The sequence below is a fragment of the Stenotrophomonas sp. 17(2023) genome (assembly GCF_030345315.1).
Classification (GTDB): domain Bacteria; phylum Pseudomonadota; class Gammaproteobacteria; order Xanthomonadales; family Xanthomonadaceae; genus Stenotrophomonas; species Stenotrophomonas acidaminiphila.
The window spans coordinates 611,165-630,078 of sequence record NZ_CP128405.1 but is presented as its reverse complement, the minus strand read 5'-3'; the positions used below and the strand labels follow the sequence as shown (position 1 = coordinate 630,078).

The window sequence follows — 18,914 nt, the reverse complement described above, 5'->3', positions numbered from 1 at the left end:
GGTTCCCGTTCCCGCCTTCTCCCTGGAGACTTCCCGATGTCCCTGCGTGTTTCCCTGCTCCTGCCGCTGCTGTTGTGCGCCCCGATGGCGTGGGCGGACGATGCTTCCGACCCTGCCGCGATGACCTCGCCCTGGAGCGGCAGCGGCGGCGAGCTCGGGTTCGCCTCGGCGCGTGGCAACAGCTCCACCGAAAGCCTCAATGGCCGCCTCAAGCTGCGCTACACCGACGACGACTGGGTGCACAGCATGGACCTGTTCGGCCTGCGCTCCAGCGCCGAGTACAAGCAGACCGACGACAACGGCAACACCTACCGCGAGCGCCAGACCACCGCCAACCGCTATACCGCGGGCGCCGGCAGCGCCCTGCAGCTGGGCGAACACCGCCAGCTGACCGCCACGGTGCGCTACGAAAGCGATGATTTCGCGACCTACGACCGCCAGGGCAGCTTCGGTCTCGGCTACGGCACCCGGTTGATCGACGGCGAGCGCCTGGTGCTGGACACCCAGATCGGCCCCGGCGTGCGCCGCTCGCACAACTCCGAGACCGACGAGAACCGCACCGGGCTGATCGGCCGCGGCCTGTTCGACCTGAAGTTCGGCCTCACCGACAACACCGACCTGGTAAATACCCTGCTGGTCGAATCCGGCTCGTACAACACCTTCGCGCAGAACGATTTCGGCGTCTCGGTGGCGATGAACCGCCATTTCGCGCTCAAGGCCGGCTGGCAGGCCCGCTACAACAGCGACGTGGCCGAGGACAAGCGCAAGACCGACACCCTGGCCACGATGAACGTGGTCTACAGCTTCAAGTAAGCGAGCACGACGCGGGGCTGGCCCGGGCCGGCGGCTGACCGCCGGCAGCGGGCCGCCGTTCCCGCCGACGCCGCGGTCTCAGCGCAGCAGTTCGCCGGCGCCGCCGTCCAGCAGCTGGCGCGCGACATCCCGGCCCAGCGATTCCGGATCATTGCCCGGGCTCTGGGCCTGCGCGCGCACCGCGCGCCCGTCGGCGACACCGCCGACCAGCCCCTGCAGCCACAGGTCCTCGCCGCGCCATTGCGCCAGCCCGGCCACCGGCACGTGGCAGCTTCCGTCCAGCGCGCGGTTCATCGCCCGCTCGGCCTCCACGCAGGCGCGGGTGCCGGCATGGTCCAGCACCGCCAGCAGCGCGATCACGTCGGCCGCATCGGCGCGGCATTCCACCGCCACCGCTGCCTGCGCCGGCGCCGGCAGCCACTGCGGTGCGCGCAGGCGGTCGCGGATCCGCGTACCCAGCTCCAGGCGCTCGAGCCCGGCGCAGGCCAGGATGATGGCGTCGTAATCGCCGGCGTCGAGCTTGGCCAGGCGGGTATTGACGTTGCCGCGCAGGTCGCGCGCCTGCAGGTCCGGGCGCAGCGCGCGCAACTGCGCCTGGCGGCGCAACGACGAGGTGCCCACCACTGCGCCGTGCGGCAGCGCGTCCAGGGTGGCATGGCGGTTGGAAACGAAGGCATCGGCCGGATCGGCGCGTTCCAGGATCGCCGGCAGCGCGAACGGCGCATCCAGTTCCATCGGCACGTCCTTGAGCGAGTGCACCGCGCAGTCGGCCTCCCCGCGCAGCATCGCCAGTTCCAGCTCCTTGAGGAACAGGCCCTTGCCACCGATGGCGGCCAGCGAGCGGTCCAGGACCTCGTCGCCGCGCGTGCTCATCGGCACCAGTTCGACCGACAGGCCCGGGTGCGCCTGGCGCAGGCGGGCGGCGACGTGTTCGCTCTGCCACAGGGCGAGCGGGCTCTTGCGGGTGGCGATGCGCAGCATGTTCATGGCGCCATTATCGGCGCAGGACTCACGTGCCGGCCAGTTCCGCCTTCAACGCCGCCACGCAGCGGCGGCTGACCTCCAGCGGCTGCGCCACCCCGCGCAGCACCGCCTGCACCTGCCCGGCCGCGGTCCGCCGCAGCTCCTGCAGGCGTTCACGCGAGACCAGGCAATTGCGGTGGATACGCACGAAGCGGGTGCCGAACTCCTCCTCCAGCGAGCGCAGCGATTCCTCGATCAGGTCCTCGCCGTGCACATGGTGGACCACCACGTACTTCTCCTCGGCCTGCAGGTAGAACACGTCCTCCAGCGGGATCACCCGCAGGTTGCCGCGCAGCCGCGCGCACAGCACCCGGCGTCCGCCCGCGGCGGGAGCCGCCCCCCCGACCCGTCCGGCCAGGAAGGTACGGGCCCGCTCCAGCGCGGCCGCCAGCCGTTCGGCACGCACCGGCTTCATCAGGTAATCGATGGCCGCCGCCTCGAACGCCGACAGCGCATGCGACTCGTAGGCGGTGCAGAACACCACCGCCGGGCGCGGTTCGAGCCGCGCCAGGTGCCGCGCCACGTCCAGGCCGTCGATGCCCGGCATGGCGATGTCCAGCAGCACCACGTCCGGCTGCGCGCGCGCGCAGGCTTCGAGCGTCGCCTGGCCGTCGCCGGCCTCGGCCACCACCGCCACGTCACCGTGCGCGGACAACAGCATGCGCAGGCGTTCGCGCGCCAGCGGCTCGTCATCGGCAATGAGTACCTTCATCGCCACTCCCCTGCCCTGCATTGCTCCCCGGATGACGCATGTTAGCCAACCCCGGCACGCTCCGGCAGCCACCACCCGCCCCGCCAGCCACGGATTCAGCCCGCTGCGAAGCGCGCCTGCAGCCAGTCGCCAAGGGCCTGGATTTCCTCGGCGCAGACCTGGTGCGCCATCGCATAGCGGTGCCATTCCACCTCGAATCCCAGTTGCCGGAGCACCTGCAGGCTGTGCTCGGCGACCTGTACCGGGATCACCGGGTCACCGCTGCCATGGGCCATGAATACCGGCTGCGCGGTGGCGCCTGCTGCCAGCTGCGCGGCGGCGGCATCCACTTCCGGCAGGTAGGTGGACAGCGCGACCAGCCCGGCCAGCGGCGACTGCTGCCGCAGGCCGGTGGACAGGGTGATGGCGCCGCCCTGCGAAAAGCCGGCCAGCAGGATGCGTTCGCGCGGCGTGCCACGGGCCTGTTCGCGGGCGATCAACGCCTCCACCTGGGCCACGGATTCGGCCACGCCGCTGGCGTCGGCACGGCTGCGGAAGTCCAGGCTGACGATGTCGTACCACGCGCGCATCGGCATGCCGTTGTTGATGCTGACCGGACGCTTGGGCGCATGCGGGAACACGAAGCGGATCGCCGGCCAGTGCGGCCGTACCAGCTCCGGCACGATCGGCGCGAAGTCATGGCCATCGGCACCCAGCCCGTGCAGCCAGATCACCGACCATTCCGGCGCCGCGCCGGTTTCCTGTTCCACTGTTTCCAGCATTGCATGCGACTCCAAGGGACCGGGTTGCATTATGCCTGCGCAGGCGGGAGGCCAAGCCATTGCGGTTGCGGTTGCGGTTGCGGTTGCGGTTGCGGTTGCGGTTGCTCCCAGCTTTTGACTCCCTCTGGCCGTAGAGCGAGCCGAGCACCGCAGCGGGCCGATGGGTGAAGAGGCGCGCGTGTCTGAGCGAAGCGAGTTGTGCGCCGCCCCCTCGGCACGCGAGGCGCGCAGGGGACCGATGCGGCGCAGCCGCATCGGCTTGCGGCCCGGCCCGTGCTTTCTCTTGGTTACTTCTCTTTGCACGAGCAAAGAGAAGTAACTCGCTCCTGCGAAGCAGGGGCGAAAGCTCTGCTTTCAAGCCTTTCCCTTGGCCTTGCCCGTTTTTGGCTAGCAGGTTCTCCTCCTGCACCTCCTCTTGCTTCTGAACCTCAAGGAATCGAGGCCGACAAAAGCAGGATCAAAGGCTTTCGCTCCCCTTCGAGGAGCGAGCCACCTTTCTTTGCTCGTGCAAGAAAACGTGGCCCAAAGAGGCGCTTTTCAACAGCCGAATGGCGAGTCAACACGCCCCTGCCTCCGCGCCCTCCGTACCTGCGGCACTCCGGGTCCACTCCGCCGCCGGGATTTTTCGACGAGACATCCCTGTCTCATCGAAAAACGGCGTGCCCGCCCGCTTCGCTGCCGAGTCCGGGGCAGGCGCCGTGCGGCGCCCGCCCGTCCGGCGGGGCGAAGCAGTGCTTCGCCTATTTCCGCCGAACCCATGCACGCCGCCCTTCGGGTTACTCCCGCCGGCTCCGTCGCTACAGAAGGGGACCCGGAAATCAAAAGCGCAGAAGCAAAAGCACGAGCAACCGCGAAGGCGAAGGCGAAGGCGAAGGCATCTTCAACCCTCGAACCGTTTCACACCCGATCCGTTCTGCAGCCGAAACCAGGAGCCGGTCGTCAGTAGAACGGGGACCGCCGTGCTACTCCACGGAAAGCGGCGTCTGCATCGCCGCCGCACGCAGTTCCGCCGCACGCACCAGCACCGGCGGCGGTGCACTCTCCTCGGGAATGGACAGCAACCGGTGCCGGCGCAGCCAGTCGCCGATCTTGCGCGAGGAGGTCAGCCCTACCACCGGCACAGCCAGCACCATGCCGATCACTACCGGCGCCATCCACGCCGCCAGCGACGGCGACACGGCGTAGGCCATCGCCCCCATCACCAGGCCGAACACGCTCAGCCCGCCGTAGCTGCGCAGCAAGGCGATCCATGACACCCGGCCGTCGTCGCGCTGCTGCGCGTCCCAACCCGAGTCCTTGCCGGCCAGCACCTCGGCCACGCCGCGCGACTGTACGTACATCACCACCGGCGCCATCAGGGCCGCAAGCAGCGTTTCCAGCAGCATCGAGACGAATGCGCGCAGCGCGCCGCCGCAGCCCTGCCGCTCGCTGCGCGCGCTGAGCATGGCCACGTAGCCCATCGCCTTGGGCGCCAGCAGCACGCCCATGGTGACCGCAAACACCCACAGCACGCCCTGCTGGTCCAGCCCGCGCCAGTAGTGCGCCGGCGACAACCGCAGGTGCAGCTCCTCGGCCAGGTCGATGCCACCATGGATCAGCGGGATCGCCATGCCGATCAGCATCAGCATCGCCCACATCGGTGCGGTGAAGTAATGGCCGATGCCGACCAGCATGTGCACCCGGCTGATCCAGTGCAGGCCGGCGGCGGTGACCACCTTGGAGTGCTGCAGGTTGCCCTGGCACCAGCGGCGGTCGCGGATGAGCAGGTCGGTCAGCGTCGGCGGCCCTTCCTCGTAGCTGCCCTGGAGGTAGGGCACCATGTGCGCCGCCCAGCCGCCACGGCGCATCAGCGCGGCCTCGACGAAATCGTGGCTGAGCACGTGCCCGCCGAACGGCTTGCGCCCGGGCAGCTCCGGCAACCCGGCCTGTTCGGCGAAGGCGCGGGTACGGATCACCGCATTGTGGCCCCAGTAGTTGCTCTCGGCGCCGTGCCACCAGGCCACGCCGTAGGCCATCACCGGGCCATAGACGCGGCCACCGAACTGCTGCATGCGCGCGAACGCGGTACGCCCGCCGACCACCGCCGGCAGCGACTGGATCAGGCCGACGCCGGGGTGTTTTTCCATGGCCGAGGCCAGACGCACGATCACTTCGCCGGTCATCAGGCTGTCCGCGTCCAGGATCAGCATCTGCGGATAGGCGCCGCCGAAGCGGCGTACCCAGTCGGCGATGTTGCCGGCCTTGCGCCCGGCGTTGTCGGCGCGGCGCCGGTAGAACAGCCGGCCACGGCCGCCGGTGGCCTCGACCAGGCGCGCGAACACCTGCTCCTCGGCGCGGCCGATGGCATCGCGGGTGGTATCGCTGAGCACGAAGAAATCGAAGCGGTCGAGCTGGCCGGTGGCCGCCACCGATTCGTAGATGGCCTGCAGCCCGGCCATCATCCGCCGTGGATCCTCGTTGTAGGTGGGCATCAGCAGCGCGGTGCGGCTGTGCAGCGTGGGCAGCGGCGCGTCCGGGTGGATGCCCAGCTTGCGCCGTCCGCGCAGCAGCGCCTGCAGGCCGGCCAGGCTGCTGACGAAGGAAAATGCGATCCAGGCGAACAACAGCACGAACAGGGCCAGCAGGCAGGCTTCGAGCACGTTGATGCCGCCGTTGGCCAGGACCCGCGCCATCATCCACGTCGCCACCGCGGTCATTGCCGCGGTGCTGCCGAACACGTACAGGCGGCGCAGCACGATGTTCGGCGGCGACGTGTCCTGCCGCCGCCCGTGCAGGCGCCCCTCGCGCAGCGACTGCACGGGCATGGGCAGCGGGCTTTCCGGCGGCAGTACGGCGATGCCGGCATCGCGCGCGGCAACGGGTGTACCGGTCATGGAATCCACCGCGTGCCGGGCCGCGCCGGGCAACAGGCAGGCGCCGCCGCGGGCAGGCGGTCGGAAACGGCGGCAACAGGGGGTGCGTGGTGCACGGGGCTCTCCGGGGGCAGACAGGCGCCAAAGCTAGAAGATCGAACCTAAACAGGCTGCGAACATGCCCGGTGCCCGCGGCCGGTCGCGCCTGCCGGGACACTGGGCCCGGTGCCTGGCCCGCGGGCCCGGCATCATCGTAGTGGCCGCCGCGCCCCTGGGCCACACCGTCGCGGGTCGACCGCGCCCTGCGCCCGGCTCAGCGCAGCGGCGACAGCAGCCCGCGACGCCGGAACCACCACTCCAGCGGCACCGTGACCAGCGGCGGCACCGCCGCCAGCAAGGCCAGCAGCAGCGCCCAGGACGGCCAGCGCTGGCGCACCCCGACGTACACGCTGGCGACCACGTAGAACAGGAACGCCAGCCCGTGCAGGCGCCCGAACAGCCATACGCCCAGCTCGGTCGTCTGCGTGCCGTACTTGAGCAGCATGCCGACCAGCAACCCGGCCCAGGTCACGCCCTCGACCAGGGCGGCGACGGCGAACAGCTTTCCAGCGGCGGACATCGGGTTTGCAGGCATCGGCACGTCGTCATCGAACGGAAGGACGCGGATTGTAGGCGATGCGCCGATGGCAGCGGCTGGAGGGTGCGCCGGAGTGGCGTGGCGGCGGGCCGGTGGCGCATTGGCCTAGAATCCCCGATGGCGGTGGTGAAGGCAGGCGCTGCGTCCCCACACCACCGCGCCCCGTTCCCGTCGCCGGCGATGCCTCGATCGATGCCTTTCCCTTCCCTGCACCAGGCGCTTCACCAGCTGCTGCGACAGGCGTTCCGCGCCCTTCCGATCTCCGACGCCCGCCGCGACAGGTGGCGCAACCGCCTGCTGGAGCGTTTTGGCGGGCTGTTGCCGCCGCCGCCACGCGGGCATGCGCCGGAAGCGGGAGCCTCACCACGCATCATCCGGCCCATGCACCGCGCCGATGAGCCGGCGATCGGCCATGTGCCCTACTCCAGGGCGGCCCTGCCCAGCCCGCTGCCGGCCACGCTGGTGGCGTTCTACCTGCCGCAGTTCCATGCGTTCGCCGAGAACGACGCCTGGTGGGGCAAAGGGTTCACCGAGTGGCGCAACGTCACCCGGGCGCTGCCGCAGTTCGAAGGCCATGCGCAGCCGCGGCTGCCGGCGGACCTGGGCTTCTACGACCTGCGCAACCCGCAGGTGATGCGCGACCAGGCGCGCCTGGCCGCGGAGTACGGCATTGGCGCGTTCTGCTTCTACTACTACTGGTTCAGCGGCCGCACCCTGATGGAGGATCCGCTGCGGCAATGGCTGGCCGACGACGACATCGACCTGCCGTTCTGCCTGTGCTGGGCCAACGAGAACTGGACCCGGCGCTGGGACGGGCGCGACGGCGAGATCCTGATCGGACAGCAGCACAGCGCCGCGGACGACCTGGCCTTCATCGCCCACGTCGCCCCCTACCTGCGCGACCGCCGCGCGCTGAAGGTCGACGGCCGGCCGATGCTGCTGGTCTACCGCCCGCACCTGCTGCCCGACCCGCGCGCCACCGCGCAGCGCTGGCGCCAGTGGTGCCGCGACAACGGCATCGGCGAGCTGCACCTGGCCTATGTGCAGGGCTTCGAACGCCCCGATCCGCGCGAGATCGGCTTCGACGCAGCGGTCGAGTTCCCGCCGAACATGAGCAACCCACGCTCACTGGCCGCCGAACAGTGGCTGATCAACCCGGACTTCGCCGGCGACGTGCGCGACTGGCGCGAGCTCGCACGCGAGGCGGCGGCACGGCCGCTGCCCGCCTATACGCTGTATCCCGGGGTGAACCCCGGCTGGGACAACGAGCCGCGGCGCCCGGGCGCGGGACGCATCTTCGTGCATGCCTCGCCGCGCGGTTACCGCGACTGGCTGCGCACGACCGTACACGAGCGCCTGGCCACGGTGCCCACCGAGCGGCGCCTGGTGTTCGTCAACGCGTGGAACGAATGGGCCGAAGGGGCGGTGCTGGAACCCGATGCGCGGCTGGGCCACGCCTGGCTGGAGGCCACGCGACAGGCGCTGGCGCCATGTGCCGCCCCGCGGGCCGGCACCCGCCCATGCGCGGTCATCCATGCCTGGTACCCGGACGTCTTCGACGCGTTGCTGCAGGCCCTGCAATCCAGTGGCCTGAGCTGGCGCGTCGTGGCCACCACGCCGCCGGAGCGGAAGGACGAGATCGAACGCATCGCGCGCGCGCGCGGCATGCAGGTGGAGGTGCACGCCTTCGCCAACCGCGGCCGCGACATCCTGCCGTTCCTGCACGTCGCCGGGCGCCTGCTCGACGAGGGCGAGGACGTGGTGCTCAAGCTGCATACCAAGCGCTCCACGCATCGCCAGGACGGCGAGCAGTGGCGCAACGAGCTGATCGGGCGCCTGCTGGCGCCGGACAGGGCGGCGGCCATCGTGCGTGCGTTCGGCGAGCAGCCCGGCCTCGGGCTGGTCGCACCGGAAGGCCATGTGCAGCCACTGCATTTCTACTGGGGCGCCAACCAGGACAACGTGCGCGCCCTGCTCGGCCGCCTGGGCATTGCGCAGCCTGACCTCGAGCGCGACACGTTCATTGCCGGCAGCATGTTCTGGGTACGCCTGCCGGCACTGCGCCCGCTGCTAGACGGTCATCTGCAGCCATCGCAGTTCGAGGCCGAGGCCGCGCAGGTGGACGGCACGCTGGCGCACGCGATCGAGCGGATCTTCACCCTGGCCGCGCGCGATGCGGGCTTCAGCCAGGCCACGGCCGCCGAACTGCTCGGCCTGCCCGTGGATGCGGCGGCGCCCTACGCCTACGCCCGCCGCCACTGAGCAGGCGGGGCCACGTGGTGGCCCCGCGGCATGTTTCAGGCGTGCGCGAACGGCACGCCGGTGCGGGCCTTCAGCTCTTCCATGTCCACCCCGGGGGCGGCTTCGACCAAGGCGAGCCCGGCATCGGTGACGTCGAACACTGCCAGGTCGGTGATGATGCGGTCGACCACGCCCACGCCGGTCAGCGGCAGCGTGCATTCGGGCAGGATCTTGTGCTCACCGTTCTTGGCGGTGTGCTCCATCAGCACCACCACGCGCTGCACGCCGGCCACCAGGTCCATCGCGCCGCCCATGCCCTTGACCATCTTGCCGGGCACCATCCAGTTGGCCAGGTCGCCCTTGGCGGTGACCTGCATGGCGCCGAGGATGGCCAGGTCGATATGGCCGCCGCGGATCATCGCGAACGAATCGTGGCTGCCGAAGTAGCTGGCGCCGGCGCGGGCCGTCACGGTCTGCTTGCCGGCGTTGATCAGGTCGGCGTCGACTTCGGCTTCGGTCGGGAACGGGCCGATGCCCAGCAGGCCGTTCTCCGACTGCAGCCACACGTCCATGCCCTCGGGGATGTGGTTGGCCACCAGCGTCGGCAGGCCGATGCCCAGGTTCACGTACGCGCCGTCGGTCAGTTCGCGCGCGGCGCGCTGCGCCATCTCGTCACGGGTCCAGGCCATTTCAGTTCTCCTCCTGACGCACGGTGCGCTGTTCGATGCGCTTCTCCGGCGTGGCGTTCAACACGATGCGGTCGACGTAGATGCCCGGCAGGTGCACCTGGTCCGGGTCGATCGCGCCCACCGGCACGATCTCCTCCACTTCGACCACGCAGACCCTGCCGGCCATGGCGCAGGCCGGATTGAAGTTGCGCGCGGTCTTGCGGAACACCAGGTTGCCGGCCGCGTCGGCCTTCCACGCCTTGACCAGCGAGACATCGGCCTTGAGCGCGGTCTCCATCACGTAGTGCTTGCCGTCGAACTCGCGGGTTTCCTTGCCCTCGGCCACCACGGTGCCGTAGCCGGTGGCGGTGAAGAACGCCGGGATGCCCGCGCCGCCGGCGCGCAGGCGCTCGGCCAGGGTGCCCTGCGGGTTGAACTCCAGCTCGAGCTCACCGGCCAGGAACTGCCGCTCGAACTCCTTGTTCTCGCCCACGTAGGACGAAATCATCTTGCGGATCTGGCGGGTTTCCAGCAACTGGCCGAGGCCGAAGCCGTCGACGCCGGCGTTGTTGGAGATCACGGTCAGGCCGGTCACGCCGGAATCGCGCAGCGCCGCGATCAGCGCCTCGGGAATTCCGCACAGGCCGAAGCCACCGACCGCCAGGGTCTGGCCGTCGGCGACCACGCCGTCCAGCGCCAGGGCCGCGCTGGCCACCACTTTGCCGCGCCGCCCGTCCAGGGTTGAAGGATCGCTCATCGCATCATGCCCACAGTCATAAGGATGGCGGCATTCTAGCCCCAGTCCAGCGGCGGCCCTCTTGGACCTTCGTCCAGCCGCGAACGGCCCGCTAACCGCCAAGCGACTAAACTGGGCGCCTTTCCACGCTTCGACAGGTTGCCCGCATGCCATTACCCGCGTTCAAGGCCTACGACATCCGCGGCCGCGTGCCCGAGGAACTCAACGAGGACCTCGCGCGCAGGATCGGCAAGGCCTTGTCGGCCCGGCTCGAAGACGGTCCGGTGGTGCTGGGCCACGACGTGCGCCTGACCAGCCAGGGCCTGCAGGACGCGCTGGCCGCCGGACTGCGCGGCGAGGGCCGCGAGGTGATCGACATCGGCCTGTGCGGCACCGAGGAGGTCTATTTCCAGACCGACCACCTGGGCGCGGCCGGCGGGGTGATGGTCACTGCCAGCCACAACCCGATGGACTACAACGGCATGAAGCTGGTCAAGGCGCAGGCGCGGCCGATCAGCTCGGATACCGGCCTGTTCGCCATTTCCGACGCGGTGGCAGCCGATGCCGCACCGGCGCAGGTGCCGCGCGCCGGGCAGGTGCAGCGGCACGACAAGAGCGCCTACATCGCGCACCTGCTGTCCTATGTGGACGTGGCCACGCTGCGGCCGCTGAAGCTGGTGGTCAATGCCGGCAACGGCGGCGCCGGCGCCATCATCGACCTGCTTGCCCCGCACCTGCCGCTGGAGTTCGTGCGCATCTGCCACGAACCCGATGGCAGCTTCCCCAACGGCATCCCCAATCCGCTGCTGCCGGAGAACCGTGCCGCCACCGCCGACGCGGTGCGCGCGCATGGCGCCGATTTCGGCATTGCCTGGGACGGCGACTTCGACCGCTGCTTCTTCTTCGACCACAACGGCCGCTTCATCGAGGGTTACTACCTGGTCGGCCTGCTCGCCAAGGCGATCCTGGCGCGCAATCCCGGCGGCAAGGTCGTGCACGATCCGCGCCTGGTCTGGAACACCGTGGAAATGGTGGAAGCCGCCGGCGGCGTGCCGGTGCTGTGCAAGAGCGGCCACGCCTTCATCAAGGAGAAGATGCGCGCGGAGAACGCCGTCTATGGCGGCGAAATGAGTGCGCACCACTATTTCCGCGCGTTCGCCTATGCCGATTCGGGCATGATTCCATGGCTGCTGATCGCGCAACTGGTTTCCACCAGCGGCCAGTCGCTGGCCGAACTGGTCGAGGACCGCATGGCCGCCTATCCCTGCAGTGGCGAGATCAACTTCAAGGTGGCCGACGCCAAGGCCGCGGTCGAGCGGGTGATGCGCCACTTCGCCCCGCTGGCGCCGGCGCTGGACCACACCGATGGCGTCAGCGCCGATTTCGGCGACTGGCGCTTCAACCTGCGCAGTTCCAACACCGAGCCGCTGCTGCGGCTCAATGTCGAGACGCGCGGCGATGCGGCGCTGCTGCAGGCGCGCACCGACGAAATCTCCACCCTGCTTTCGGCCTGAGGCTCCCGCATGAGCAACATCACGCCCGTCATCCTGTCCGGCGGCTCCGGCACCCGCCTGTGGCCGCTCTCGCGCGAGACCTATCCCAAGCAGTTCCTGGCGCTGACCGGAACGCAGACCATGCTGCAGTCGACCTGGCACCGGGTCGCGGCCGTCGCCGCGCACGGTCCGCTGGTGATCGCCAACGAGGCGCACCGCTTCGTGGCCGCCGAACAGCTGCAACAGGCAGGCGCGGAGCCGCAGGCGATCATCCTCGAACCGATGGGGCGCAACACCGCGCCGGCCATCGCGGTGGCCGCGCTGGAAGCCACCCGCCAGGGCGACGACCCGCTGCTGCTGGTGTTGCCCTCGGACCACGTGGTCGCCGACGAGGCGGCCTTCCATGCCGCCGTGCGCCTGGCATCGGCGGCCGCCGACGCCGGCAAGCTGGTGACGTTCGGCATCGTCCCGACCGGCCCGGAAACCGGCTACGGCTACATCAAGGCAGCGCCGGGCAGTGGCGCCCGCCCGGTCGAGCGCTTCGTCGAGAAGCCCGACCTGGACACCGCTACCGCGTATGTCGCCAGCGGCCAGTACCTGTGGAACAGCGGCATGTTCCTGTTCCGTGCATCGCGCTACCTGGAGGAACTTGCCCGCTTCAACCCGGCCATGCTCGAACGCAGCCGCAGCGCCTGGGAGAACGCCCGCCGCGATGCCGATTTCACCCGGCTCGACGCCGAAGCGTTCGCGGCGGTGCCGTCGGACTCGATCGATTATGCGGTGATGGAAAAGACCGCCGACGCGGTGGTGGTGGCGCTGGACGCGGGCTGGAGCGATGTCGGCTCGTGGACCGCGCTGCGCGACGTCACCCTGCGCGATGGCGAGGGCAATGCCCACCACGGCGACGTGATCGCCATCGACTGCCGCAACACCTACGCCTACGGCGAACGGCTGGTGGCGCTGGTCGGGCTGGATGACGTGATCGTGGTGGCGACCGATGACGCGGTGCTGGTCGGCCGGGCCGACCGCATGCAGGAGGTCAAGGACGTGGTCGCGCGGCTGAAGGCCGAGGGCCGCAGCGAGGCCGCCTGGCACCGCAAGGTCTACCGCCCGTGGGGCGCCTACGACTCCATCGACAACGGCGAGCGTTTCCAGGTCAAGCGCATCACGGTCAAGCCCGGCGGCACGCTGAGCCTGCAGATGCACCACCACCGCGCCGAGCACTGGGTGGTTGTCAGCGGTACCGCCGAAGTCACCCGTGGCGACGAGGTGCTGCTGCTCAGCGAGAACCAGAGCACCTACATCCCGCTGGGGGTGACGCACCGGCTGCGCAACCCCGGCAAACTGCCGCTGGAACTGATCGAGGTGCAGTCCGGCAGCTATCTCGGCGAGGACGACATCGTGCGCTTCGAAGATACCTACGGGCGCAGCTGAAGCGCCCTGGCGCAGACAGGAAGCCTGGCCACTGGCCGGGCTTCCTGTCTGTACTCGACGCGACCCAGGTCAGGTCGCAGCGATTTCCGCCATCACCCGCTTCAGGCCATCCTGCCAGGCCGGCAGTACGATGCCGAAGTCCTGCTGCAGCCGTCGGTTGTCCAGCACCGACCACGCCGGACGCCTGGCCGGCGTCGGATAGTCCGAACTGGCGATGGCATCCACCACCGGCGTCTTCGCCAGCACCCCGGCAGCCTGCGCCTCGGCGAAGATCGCCTCGGCGAAACCATGCCAGCTGGTCTGCCCCGATGCGGTCAGGTGCCAGGTGCCGGACAGGCCACCCGGGTGCCGCAGCGCCTGCGCGGTGACGTCGGCGATCAGCCCCGCCGGGGTCGGCGTGCCGATCTGGTCGGCGACCACGCGCAGTTGGTCGCGCTCGGCGCCCAGGCGCAGCATGGTGCGCAGGAAATTGCCGCCATGCGCGGCATACACCCACGCGGTGCGGAAGATCAGGTGGCGTCCGCCGGCGGCGCGCACCGCGTCCTCGCCGTCGCGCTTGCTGGTGCCGTAAACGCCCAGCGGCGCGGTCGGCGCGTCCTCGCGGTAAGGCGTGCCGCCCTGCCCGTCGAACACGTAGTCGGTGGAATAGTGCACCAGCGGCACGCCCTGGGCGGCGCACCAGCGCGCGAGCACGCCCGGGGCCTGCGCATTGGCGCGGAACGCAGCCTCCGGCTCCTGCTCGGCACGGTCCACCGCGGTATGGGCCGCGGCATTGACCACGACCGCCGGCTGCAGGCGGTCCAGCAGCGCCGGCAGGCTGTCGGGGCGGTCGAAATCGGCCACCTCGCAGGCACTGCCGTCGGCCAGCGTGCCGCTGCGGGTGGTGGCGACCACCGTGCCCAGCGGCGCCAGCGCGCGCAGCAACTCCCGGCCGACCTGGCCGTTGCCCCCGAACACCAGCACCGTCATGGCATGTACACCGGCAGCCGCTCCTCGGCGATCTCCGCCAGGAACGGCGCGCTCTCGTCCTTGGCCGACAGCGTCGGCGCGCTGATCGGCCAGTCGACGGCGATGTCGGCATCGTTCCAGCGCACGCCGGCATCGGCTTCCTTGACGTAGACATCGGTGCACAGATAGCTGAACACCGCCCGCTCGGAGAGCACCGCGAAACCGTGCGCGAAGCCTTCGGGGATCCAGAACTGGCGGTGGTTCCCGGCGCTGAGCAGCACCGCTTCCCAGCGCCCGAAGGTCGGCGAGCCGCGGCGGATGTCCACCGCCACGTCATAGACCTCGCCCTCGAGCACGCTGACCAGCTTGCCCTGCGGCCGCGGCCACTGGTAATGCAGGCCCCGCAGCACGCCCTTGACCGAGGTGGAGACGTTGCTCTGCACGAACTTCGTCGGCAGCCCGTGCGCGGCGAAGCGCTCGGCGTTCCAGGTCTCGAAGAACATGCCGCGGGCGTCGCCGAACACCGCCGGCTCGATCACCACGCAGCCAGGCAGCGAGGTTTCGATGACCTTCATGGCACCACCCCGCGCTGCAGCAGTTTCTGCAGGTACTGGCCATAGCCGTTCTTGAGCAGCGGCGCGGCCAGCGCTTCCAGTTCGGCCGCGCCGATCCAGCCCTGCCCGTAGGCGATTTCCTCGGGACAGCAGACCTGCAGGCCCTGGCGGGTCTGGATGGTCTCGATGAAGTTGGACGCCTCCAGCAGCGACTGGTGGGTACCGGTGTCGAGCCAGGCGTAACCACGCCCCAGCTGCTCCAGGTACAGCGCACCGGCGTCCAGGTAACACTTGTTCAGGTCGGTGATCTCCAGCTCGCCGCGCGGCGAGGGCCTGAGCCCGGCGGCATGGTCGCTGGCATTGCCGTCATAGAAATACAGCCCGGTGACCGCGTAGTTGGAGCGCGGGTTCTCCGGCTTCTCGACCAGCCCGACGACCTTGCCGTCCTTGTCGAACTCGGCCACGCCGTAGCGCTCCGGGTCATTGACCCAGTAGCCGAACACGGTGGCACCGGTATCGCGCGCGTCGGCGCTGCGCAGCAGCTGGCGCAGGCCATGGCCGTGGAAGATGTTGTCGCCCAGCACCAGGCAGCTCGGCTTGCCGGCGACGAAATCGCGGCCGATCAGGTAGGCCTGCGCCAGCCCGTCGGGGCTCGGCTGCACCGCGTAGCGGATGTCCATGCCCCACTGCGAGCCATCGCCCAGCAACGCCTGGAACAGCGCCTGCTCATGCGGCGTGTTGATGATCAGCACCTCGCGGATGCCGGCCATCATCAATACGCTGAGCGGGTAGTAGATCATCGGCTTGTCGTACACCGGCAACAGCTGCTTGCTGACGCCCTTGGTGATCGGATACAGCCGCGTGCCGGAACCGCCGGCGAGGATGATGCCTTTGCGTTGGGTCATGTCGTCTCCGGTGTCAGGCAGCGGTGCCGATGCGCTGCAGGCGATAGCTGCCGTCGAGCACGCCGTTGACCCACGCCTGGTTGTCCAGGTACCAGTCCACGGTGAAAGCGATGCCCTGCTCGAAGGTGTAGGCCGGCTCCCAGCCCAGCTCGTCCTTCAGCTTGGACGCATCGATCGCATAGCGGCGGTCGTGGCCCGGGCGGTCGGCCACGTAGGTGATCTGGCTGCTGCGCGGCTTGCCGTCCTCGCGCGGGCGGCGGGCATCGAGCAGTGCGCAGATAGCCTGCACCACCTCGATGTTCTGCTTCTCCGAGTTGCCGCCGACGTTGTAGGTCTCGCCGATCCTGCCCTTGGCCAGCACCGTGCGGATCGCTTCGCAGTGGTCGGTGACGAACAGCCAGTCGCGCACCTGCCTGCCATCGCCGTACACCGGCAGCGGCTCGCCGGCCAGCGCCTTGGCGATCACCAGCGGGATGAGCTTTTCGGGGAAGTGGTACGGACCGTAGTTGTTGGAGCAGTTGGTGGTCAGCACCGGCAGCCCGTAAGTGTGGTGGAACGCACGCACCAGGTGGTCCGAGGCGGCCTTGGACGCCGAATACGGCGAGTTCGGCGCATACGGCGTGGTCTCGGTGAACTTGCCGGTCTCGCCCAGCGTGCCGTAGACCTCGTCGGTGGACACGTGCAGGAACCTGAACGCCTCGCCCTGTGCGGTCGGCAGCGCCTTCCAGTAGTCGCGCACCGCTTCGAGCAGGCCCAGGGTACCGACCACGTTGGTCTGGATGAAGGCGCCGGGGCCATCGATCGAGCGGTCGACATGGCTCTCGGCGGCGAAGTTCAGCACCGCGTCGGGCCGGTGCTCGGCCAGCAGGCGCTCGACCAGGACACGGTCACCGATGTCGCCCTGGACGAAAACATGGGCCGGGTTGCCTTCCAGGCTCGCCAGTGTGCGCAGGTTGCCTGCATAGGTCAGGGCATCGAGGTTGACGACCTTGATGCCGCGGGCGACCGCCTCCAGCACGAAGTTGCCGCCGATGAAGCCGGCACCGCCGGTCACTAGCCAGGTGGGCACTATTCTTGTCTCCTGTGACGTCCATTTGCCCGGATCTCCGCGATCCGAAGCTTGTTCCAGGCGGCACAGGATACAGGCTGCCCCGCCCCCACTACCTTGCCGCCACCGAAACGTGCGGTACCGGTCACGCCAGCAGCGGACAGGGACGGGTCGACGACGTCCCGGCCCGCGCAACTGTCCATACGCATTCGCACGGCAATCCCCCACCCGCTAGAATCGGGCCTTCATCTGTCCGGCACTGGCGCCGGCCCCCTGCAACCGAAGGATCCCGCAGCACATGAAAATCCTCGTCGCGTACAAGCGCGTGGTGGACTACAACGTCCGCATTCAGGTCAAGCCGGATGGTTCCGGCGTGGTCACCGACGGCGTCAAGCTCTCGCCCAACCCGTTCGACGAAATCGCACTGGAAGAAGCCCTGCGCCTGCGCGACAAGGGCATCGCCAGCGAAGTGGTGGTCGCCACCATCGCCCCGGCCGACGCCCAGGCGCACCTGCGCAACGGCCTGGCCATGGGCGCCAACCGCGCCATCCACGTGGTCACCGACCAGGCCATCCAGCCGCTGACCGCCGCCCGCACCCTGCTCAAGCTGGTGGAAAAGGAACAGCCGGACCTGGTCATCCTCGGCAAGCAGGCCATCGACGACGATGCCAACCAGACCGGGCAGATGCTGGCCACGCTGTGGGCACGCCCGCAGGCCACGTTCGCCTCCAGGGTCGAGATCGCCGACGGCAAGGCCACGGTCACCCGCGAAGTGGACGCCGGCCTGGAGACGCTGGAAGTGGAACTGCCGGCGGTGATCACCACCGACCTGCGCCTGAACGAACCGCGCTTCATCAAGCTGCCGGACATCATGAAGGCCAAGGCCAAGCCGCTGGAAACCCTGCAGCTGGCCGACCTGGGGGTCGAAGCCGCCGACACCTTCAAGACCACCCACTACGCCGCGCCGGCCAAGCGCAGCAAGGGCGTGATGGTGAAAGACGCCGCCGAACTGGTGGCCGCACTCAGGCAGAAGGGGCTCTTGTGATCACCCCTGATCACGAGCCCGGCCATACATGGCCGGACTTTCCAATGCCGAAGCCTTGCGCCCCATTTGAAGGAAGTTCCGATGTCTAAAATTCTCGTAATCGCCGAACACCTGGACGGCAAGCTCAACAGCGCCGTGGCCAAGACGGTCTCGGCCGCGGCCGCCATCGGTGGCGACATCGACGTGCTGGTGCTGGCCGCCGATCCGGCCGCCATCGCCGCCGAAGCCGCGCAGATCGCCGGTGTCGGCAAGGTGCTGACCATCGCCAACCCGGCCAACCAGCACGCCGTGGCCCAGGTCCAGGCCCCGCAGATCGCCAAGGCCGCCGCCGGCTACAGCCACGTGTTCGGCCCGTCCACCACCACCGGCAAGGACCTGATGCCGGCGGTTGCCGCGCTGCTGGGCGTGAACCAGGTCTCCGACCTGATGGCCGTCGACGGCACGCACACCTTCAAGCGCCCGATCTACGCCGGCAACGCCATCATCACCGTCGAGGTGCCGGCCGACCAGGTGGTGGTGGCCACCGTGCGTGCCGCCTCCTGGCCGGAAGCGGCAAGGGGCAACAGCGCCCCGGTCGAAGCCATCAGCGTCGATGTCGCGCTGCCCGCGCACACCCGTTTCGTCGGCCTTGCCGCCGGCAAGAGCGACCGCCCGGACCTGCAGAGCGCCAAGCGCGTGGTGTCCGGCGGCCGCGGCGTCGGTTCGGAAGAGAACTTCAAGGTGATCTACCAGCTGGCCGACAAGCTCGGTGCCGCGGTCGGCGCCTCGCGCGCCGCGGTCGACGCCGGCTACGTGCCCAGCGACATGCAGGTCGGCCAGACCGGCAAGATCATCGCACCCGAGCTGTACATCGCCGTGGGCATTTCCGGTGCCATCCAGCACCTGACCGGCATCAAGGACGCCGGCACCATCGTGGCCATCAACAAGGACGGCGACGCGCCGATCTTCGAAGTGGCCGACATCGGCCTGGTCGGCGACCTGTTCGCCATCCTGCCCGAGCTGGAAGCGGCGCTCTGACGCCGCGCGTGGCGGCAGCCGCAACCG

Annotated in this window: 17 protein-coding genes; 6 read left to right on the top strand and 11 right to left on the bottom strand. The window is 69.4% G+C overall.

Features of this window, described 5'->3' with window-relative positions:
- Positions 1-84 precede the first annotated feature (84 nt).
- Positions 85-813, top strand: coding sequence for a DUF481 domain-containing protein (locus tag QQA12_RS02720; protein WP_225546723.1), 729 nt, complete (start codon positions 85-87; stop codon positions 811-813).
- A gap of 78 nt (positions 814-891) precedes the next feature.
- On the opposite strand, the gene hemC is transcribed toward QQA12_RS02720, so the two are convergent.
- From hemC to QQA12_RS02695, 5 genes are all read right to left on the bottom strand, one after another.
- On the bottom strand, positions 892-1,800 hold the full coding sequence (hemC, locus tag QQA12_RS02715) for a hydroxymethylbilane synthase (RefSeq protein WP_226050709.1): 909 nt from the start codon (positions 1,798-1,800) through the stop codon (positions 892-894).
- A gap of 22 nt (positions 1,801-1,822) precedes the next feature.
- Positions 1,823-2,548: a LytTR family DNA-binding domain-containing protein gene (locus QQA12_RS02710; RefSeq protein ID WP_226050710.1), complete on the bottom strand. Its 726-nt coding sequence runs from the start codon at positions 2,546-2,548 to the stop codon at positions 1,823-1,825.
- A 95-nt stretch (positions 2,549-2,643) separates the two neighbouring features.
- Entirely contained in the window at positions 2,644-3,309 is a 666-nt protein-coding gene (locus tag QQA12_RS02705) for an alpha/beta hydrolase (RefSeq protein ID WP_226050711.1), read from the bottom strand.
- A gap of 962 nt (positions 3,310-4,271) precedes the next feature.
- On the bottom strand, positions 4,272-6,182 hold the full coding sequence (gene mdoH / locus QQA12_RS02700; RefSeq protein ID WP_226050712.1) for a glucans biosynthesis glucosyltransferase MdoH: 1,911 nt from the start codon (positions 6,180-6,182) through the stop codon (positions 4,272-4,274).
- A 292-nt stretch (positions 6,183-6,474) separates the two neighbouring features.
- Complete coding sequence (locus tag QQA12_RS02695; protein WP_054662787.1) at positions 6,475-6,780, bottom strand: DUF3817 domain-containing protein; 306 nt, start codon at positions 6,778-6,780, stop codon at positions 6,475-6,477.
- Positions 6,781-6,990: 210 nt separating this feature from the next.
- On the opposite strand from QQA12_RS02695, the gene QQA12_RS02690 reads away from it, so the two are divergent.
- Positions 6,991-9,060 (top strand): glycoside hydrolase family 99-like domain-containing protein, encoded by a 2,070-nt coding sequence (locus QQA12_RS02690; RefSeq protein ID WP_226050713.1) that lies wholly within the window; start codon positions 6,991-6,993, stop codon positions 9,058-9,060.
- 35 nt (positions 9,061-9,095) lie between these two features.
- On the opposite strand, the gene QQA12_RS02685 is transcribed toward QQA12_RS02690, so the two are convergent.
- Both QQA12_RS02685 and QQA12_RS02680 read right to left on the bottom strand, forming a co-directional pair.
- Positions 9,096-9,728 carry a CoA transferase subunit B gene (locus QQA12_RS02685; RefSeq protein WP_056930892.1) on the bottom strand — a complete coding sequence of 211 codons (633 nt, stop codon included), beginning with the start codon at positions 9,726-9,728 and terminating at the stop codon, positions 9,096-9,098.
- A 1-nt stretch (position 9,729) separates the two neighbouring features.
- Complete coding sequence (locus QQA12_RS02680) at positions 9,730-10,464, bottom strand: CoA transferase subunit A (RefSeq protein WP_054662778.1); 735 nt, start codon at positions 10,462-10,464, stop codon at positions 9,730-9,732.
- Positions 10,465-10,610: 146 nt separating this feature from the next.
- Between QQA12_RS02680 and QQA12_RS02675 the strand changes: the two genes are divergently transcribed.
- Together QQA12_RS02675 and QQA12_RS02670 are read left to right on the top strand one after the other, a co-directional pair.
- Positions 10,611-11,957, top strand: coding sequence for a phosphomannomutase (locus QQA12_RS02675; RefSeq protein WP_226050714.1), 1,347 nt, complete (start codon positions 10,611-10,613; stop codon positions 11,955-11,957).
- 9 nt (positions 11,958-11,966) lie between these two features.
- Complete coding sequence (locus tag QQA12_RS02670) at positions 11,967-13,370, top strand: mannose-1-phosphate guanylyltransferase/mannose-6-phosphate isomerase (protein WP_226050715.1); 1,404 nt, start codon at positions 11,967-11,969, stop codon at positions 13,368-13,370.
- 69 nt (positions 13,371-13,439) lie between these two features.
- Here QQA12_RS02670 and rfbD read toward each other — a convergent pair whose 3' ends face one another.
- From rfbD to rfbB, 4 genes are read right to left on the bottom strand one after another with little or no spacing between them, the layout of a single operon-like run.
- Positions 13,440-14,339 (bottom strand): dTDP-4-dehydrorhamnose reductase, encoded by a 900-nt coding sequence (gene rfbD, locus QQA12_RS02665; protein WP_226050716.1) that lies wholly within the window; start codon positions 14,337-14,339, stop codon positions 13,440-13,442.
- The gene (gene rfbC / locus QQA12_RS02660; protein WP_226050717.1) at positions 14,336-14,893 is read right to left on the bottom strand and encodes a dTDP-4-dehydrorhamnose 3,5-epimerase; all 558 of its coding nucleotides are present in this window, start codon (positions 14,891-14,893) and stop codon (positions 14,336-14,338) included. Before rfbC ends, rfbD begins: the two co-directional genes overlap by 4 nt.
- A complete protein-coding gene (gene rfbA, locus QQA12_RS02655; RefSeq protein ID WP_054662763.1) occupies positions 14,890-15,777 on the bottom strand; it encodes a glucose-1-phosphate thymidylyltransferase RfbA in 888 nt (295 codons plus the stop codon). Before rfbA ends, rfbC begins: the two co-directional genes overlap by 4 nt.
- Positions 15,778-15,790: 13 nt before the next feature.
- Positions 15,791-16,846 (bottom strand): dTDP-glucose 4,6-dehydratase, encoded by a 1,056-nt coding sequence (rfbB, locus tag QQA12_RS02650; RefSeq protein ID WP_226050718.1) that lies wholly within the window; start codon positions 16,844-16,846, stop codon positions 15,791-15,793.
- 277 nt (positions 16,847-17,123) lie between these two features.
- On the opposite strand from rfbB, the gene QQA12_RS02645 reads away from it, so the two are divergent.
- Together QQA12_RS02645 and QQA12_RS02640 are read left to right on the top strand one after the other, a co-directional pair.
- A complete protein-coding gene (locus tag QQA12_RS02645) occupies positions 17,124-17,870 on the top strand; it encodes an electron transfer flavoprotein subunit beta/FixA family protein (RefSeq protein WP_056930886.1) in 747 nt (248 codons plus the stop codon).
- 81 nt (positions 17,871-17,951) lie between these two features.
- On the top strand, positions 17,952-18,887 hold the full coding sequence (locus QQA12_RS02640) for an electron transfer flavoprotein subunit alpha/FixB family protein (RefSeq protein WP_226050719.1): 936 nt from the start codon (positions 17,952-17,954) through the stop codon (positions 18,885-18,887).
- Positions 18,888-18,914: the final 27 nt, after the last annotated feature.

Coding starts and splice junctions, on each gene's coding strand:
- QQA12_RS02710 (WP_226050710.1), bottom strand. CDS start 2,548: ATGAAGGTACTCATTGCCGATGACGAGCCGCTGGCGCGCGAACGCCTG.
- QQA12_RS02670 (WP_226050715.1), top strand. CDS start 11,967: ATGAGCAACATCACGCCCGTCATCCTGTCCGGCGGCTCCGGCACCCGC.
- QQA12_RS02675 (WP_226050714.1), top strand. CDS start 10,611: ATGCCATTACCCGCGTTCAAGGCCTACGACATCCGCGGCCGCGTGCCC.
- QQA12_RS02640 (WP_226050719.1), top strand. CDS start 17,952: ATGTCTAAAATTCTCGTAATCGCCGAACACCTGGACGGCAAGCTCAAC.
- rfbD (WP_226050716.1), bottom strand. CDS start 14,339: ATGACGGTGCTGGTGTTCGGGGGCAACGGCCAGGTCGGCCGGGAGTTG.
- hemC (WP_226050709.1), bottom strand. CDS start 1,800: ATGAACATGCTGCGCATCGCCACCCGCAAGAGCCCGCTCGCCCTGTGG.
- QQA12_RS02695 (WP_054662787.1), bottom strand. CDS start 6,780: ATGTCCGCCGCTGGAAAGCTGTTCGCCGTCGCCGCCCTGGTCGAGGGC.
- QQA12_RS02680 (WP_054662778.1), bottom strand. CDS start 10,464: ATGAGCGATCCTTCAACCCTGGACGGGCGGCGCGGCAAAGTGGTGGCC.
- QQA12_RS02720 (WP_225546723.1), top strand. CDS start 85: ATGGCGTGGGCGGACGATGCTTCCGACCCTGCCGCGATGACCTCGCCC.
- QQA12_RS02645 (WP_056930886.1), top strand. CDS start 17,124: ATGAAAATCCTCGTCGCGTACAAGCGCGTGGTGGACTACAACGTCCGC.
- mdoH (WP_226050712.1), bottom strand. CDS start 6,182: ATGACCGGTACACCCGTTGCCGCGCGCGATGCCGGCATCGCCGTACTG.
- rfbC (WP_226050717.1), bottom strand. CDS start 14,893: ATGAAGGTCATCGAAACCTCGCTGCCTGGCTGCGTGGTGATCGAGCCG.
- QQA12_RS02705 (WP_226050711.1), bottom strand. CDS start 3,309: ATGCTGGAAACAGTGGAACAGGAAACCGGCGCGGCGCCGGAATGGTCG.
- QQA12_RS02685 (WP_056930892.1), bottom strand. CDS start 9,728: ATGGCCTGGACCCGTGACGAGATGGCGCAGCGCGCCGCGCGCGAACTG.
- rfbA (WP_054662763.1), bottom strand. CDS start 15,777: ATGACCCAACGCAAAGGCATCATCCTCGCCGGCGGTTCCGGCACGCGG.
- QQA12_RS02690 (WP_226050713.1), top strand. CDS start 6,991: ATGCCTTTCCCTTCCCTGCACCAGGCGCTTCACCAGCTGCTGCGACAG.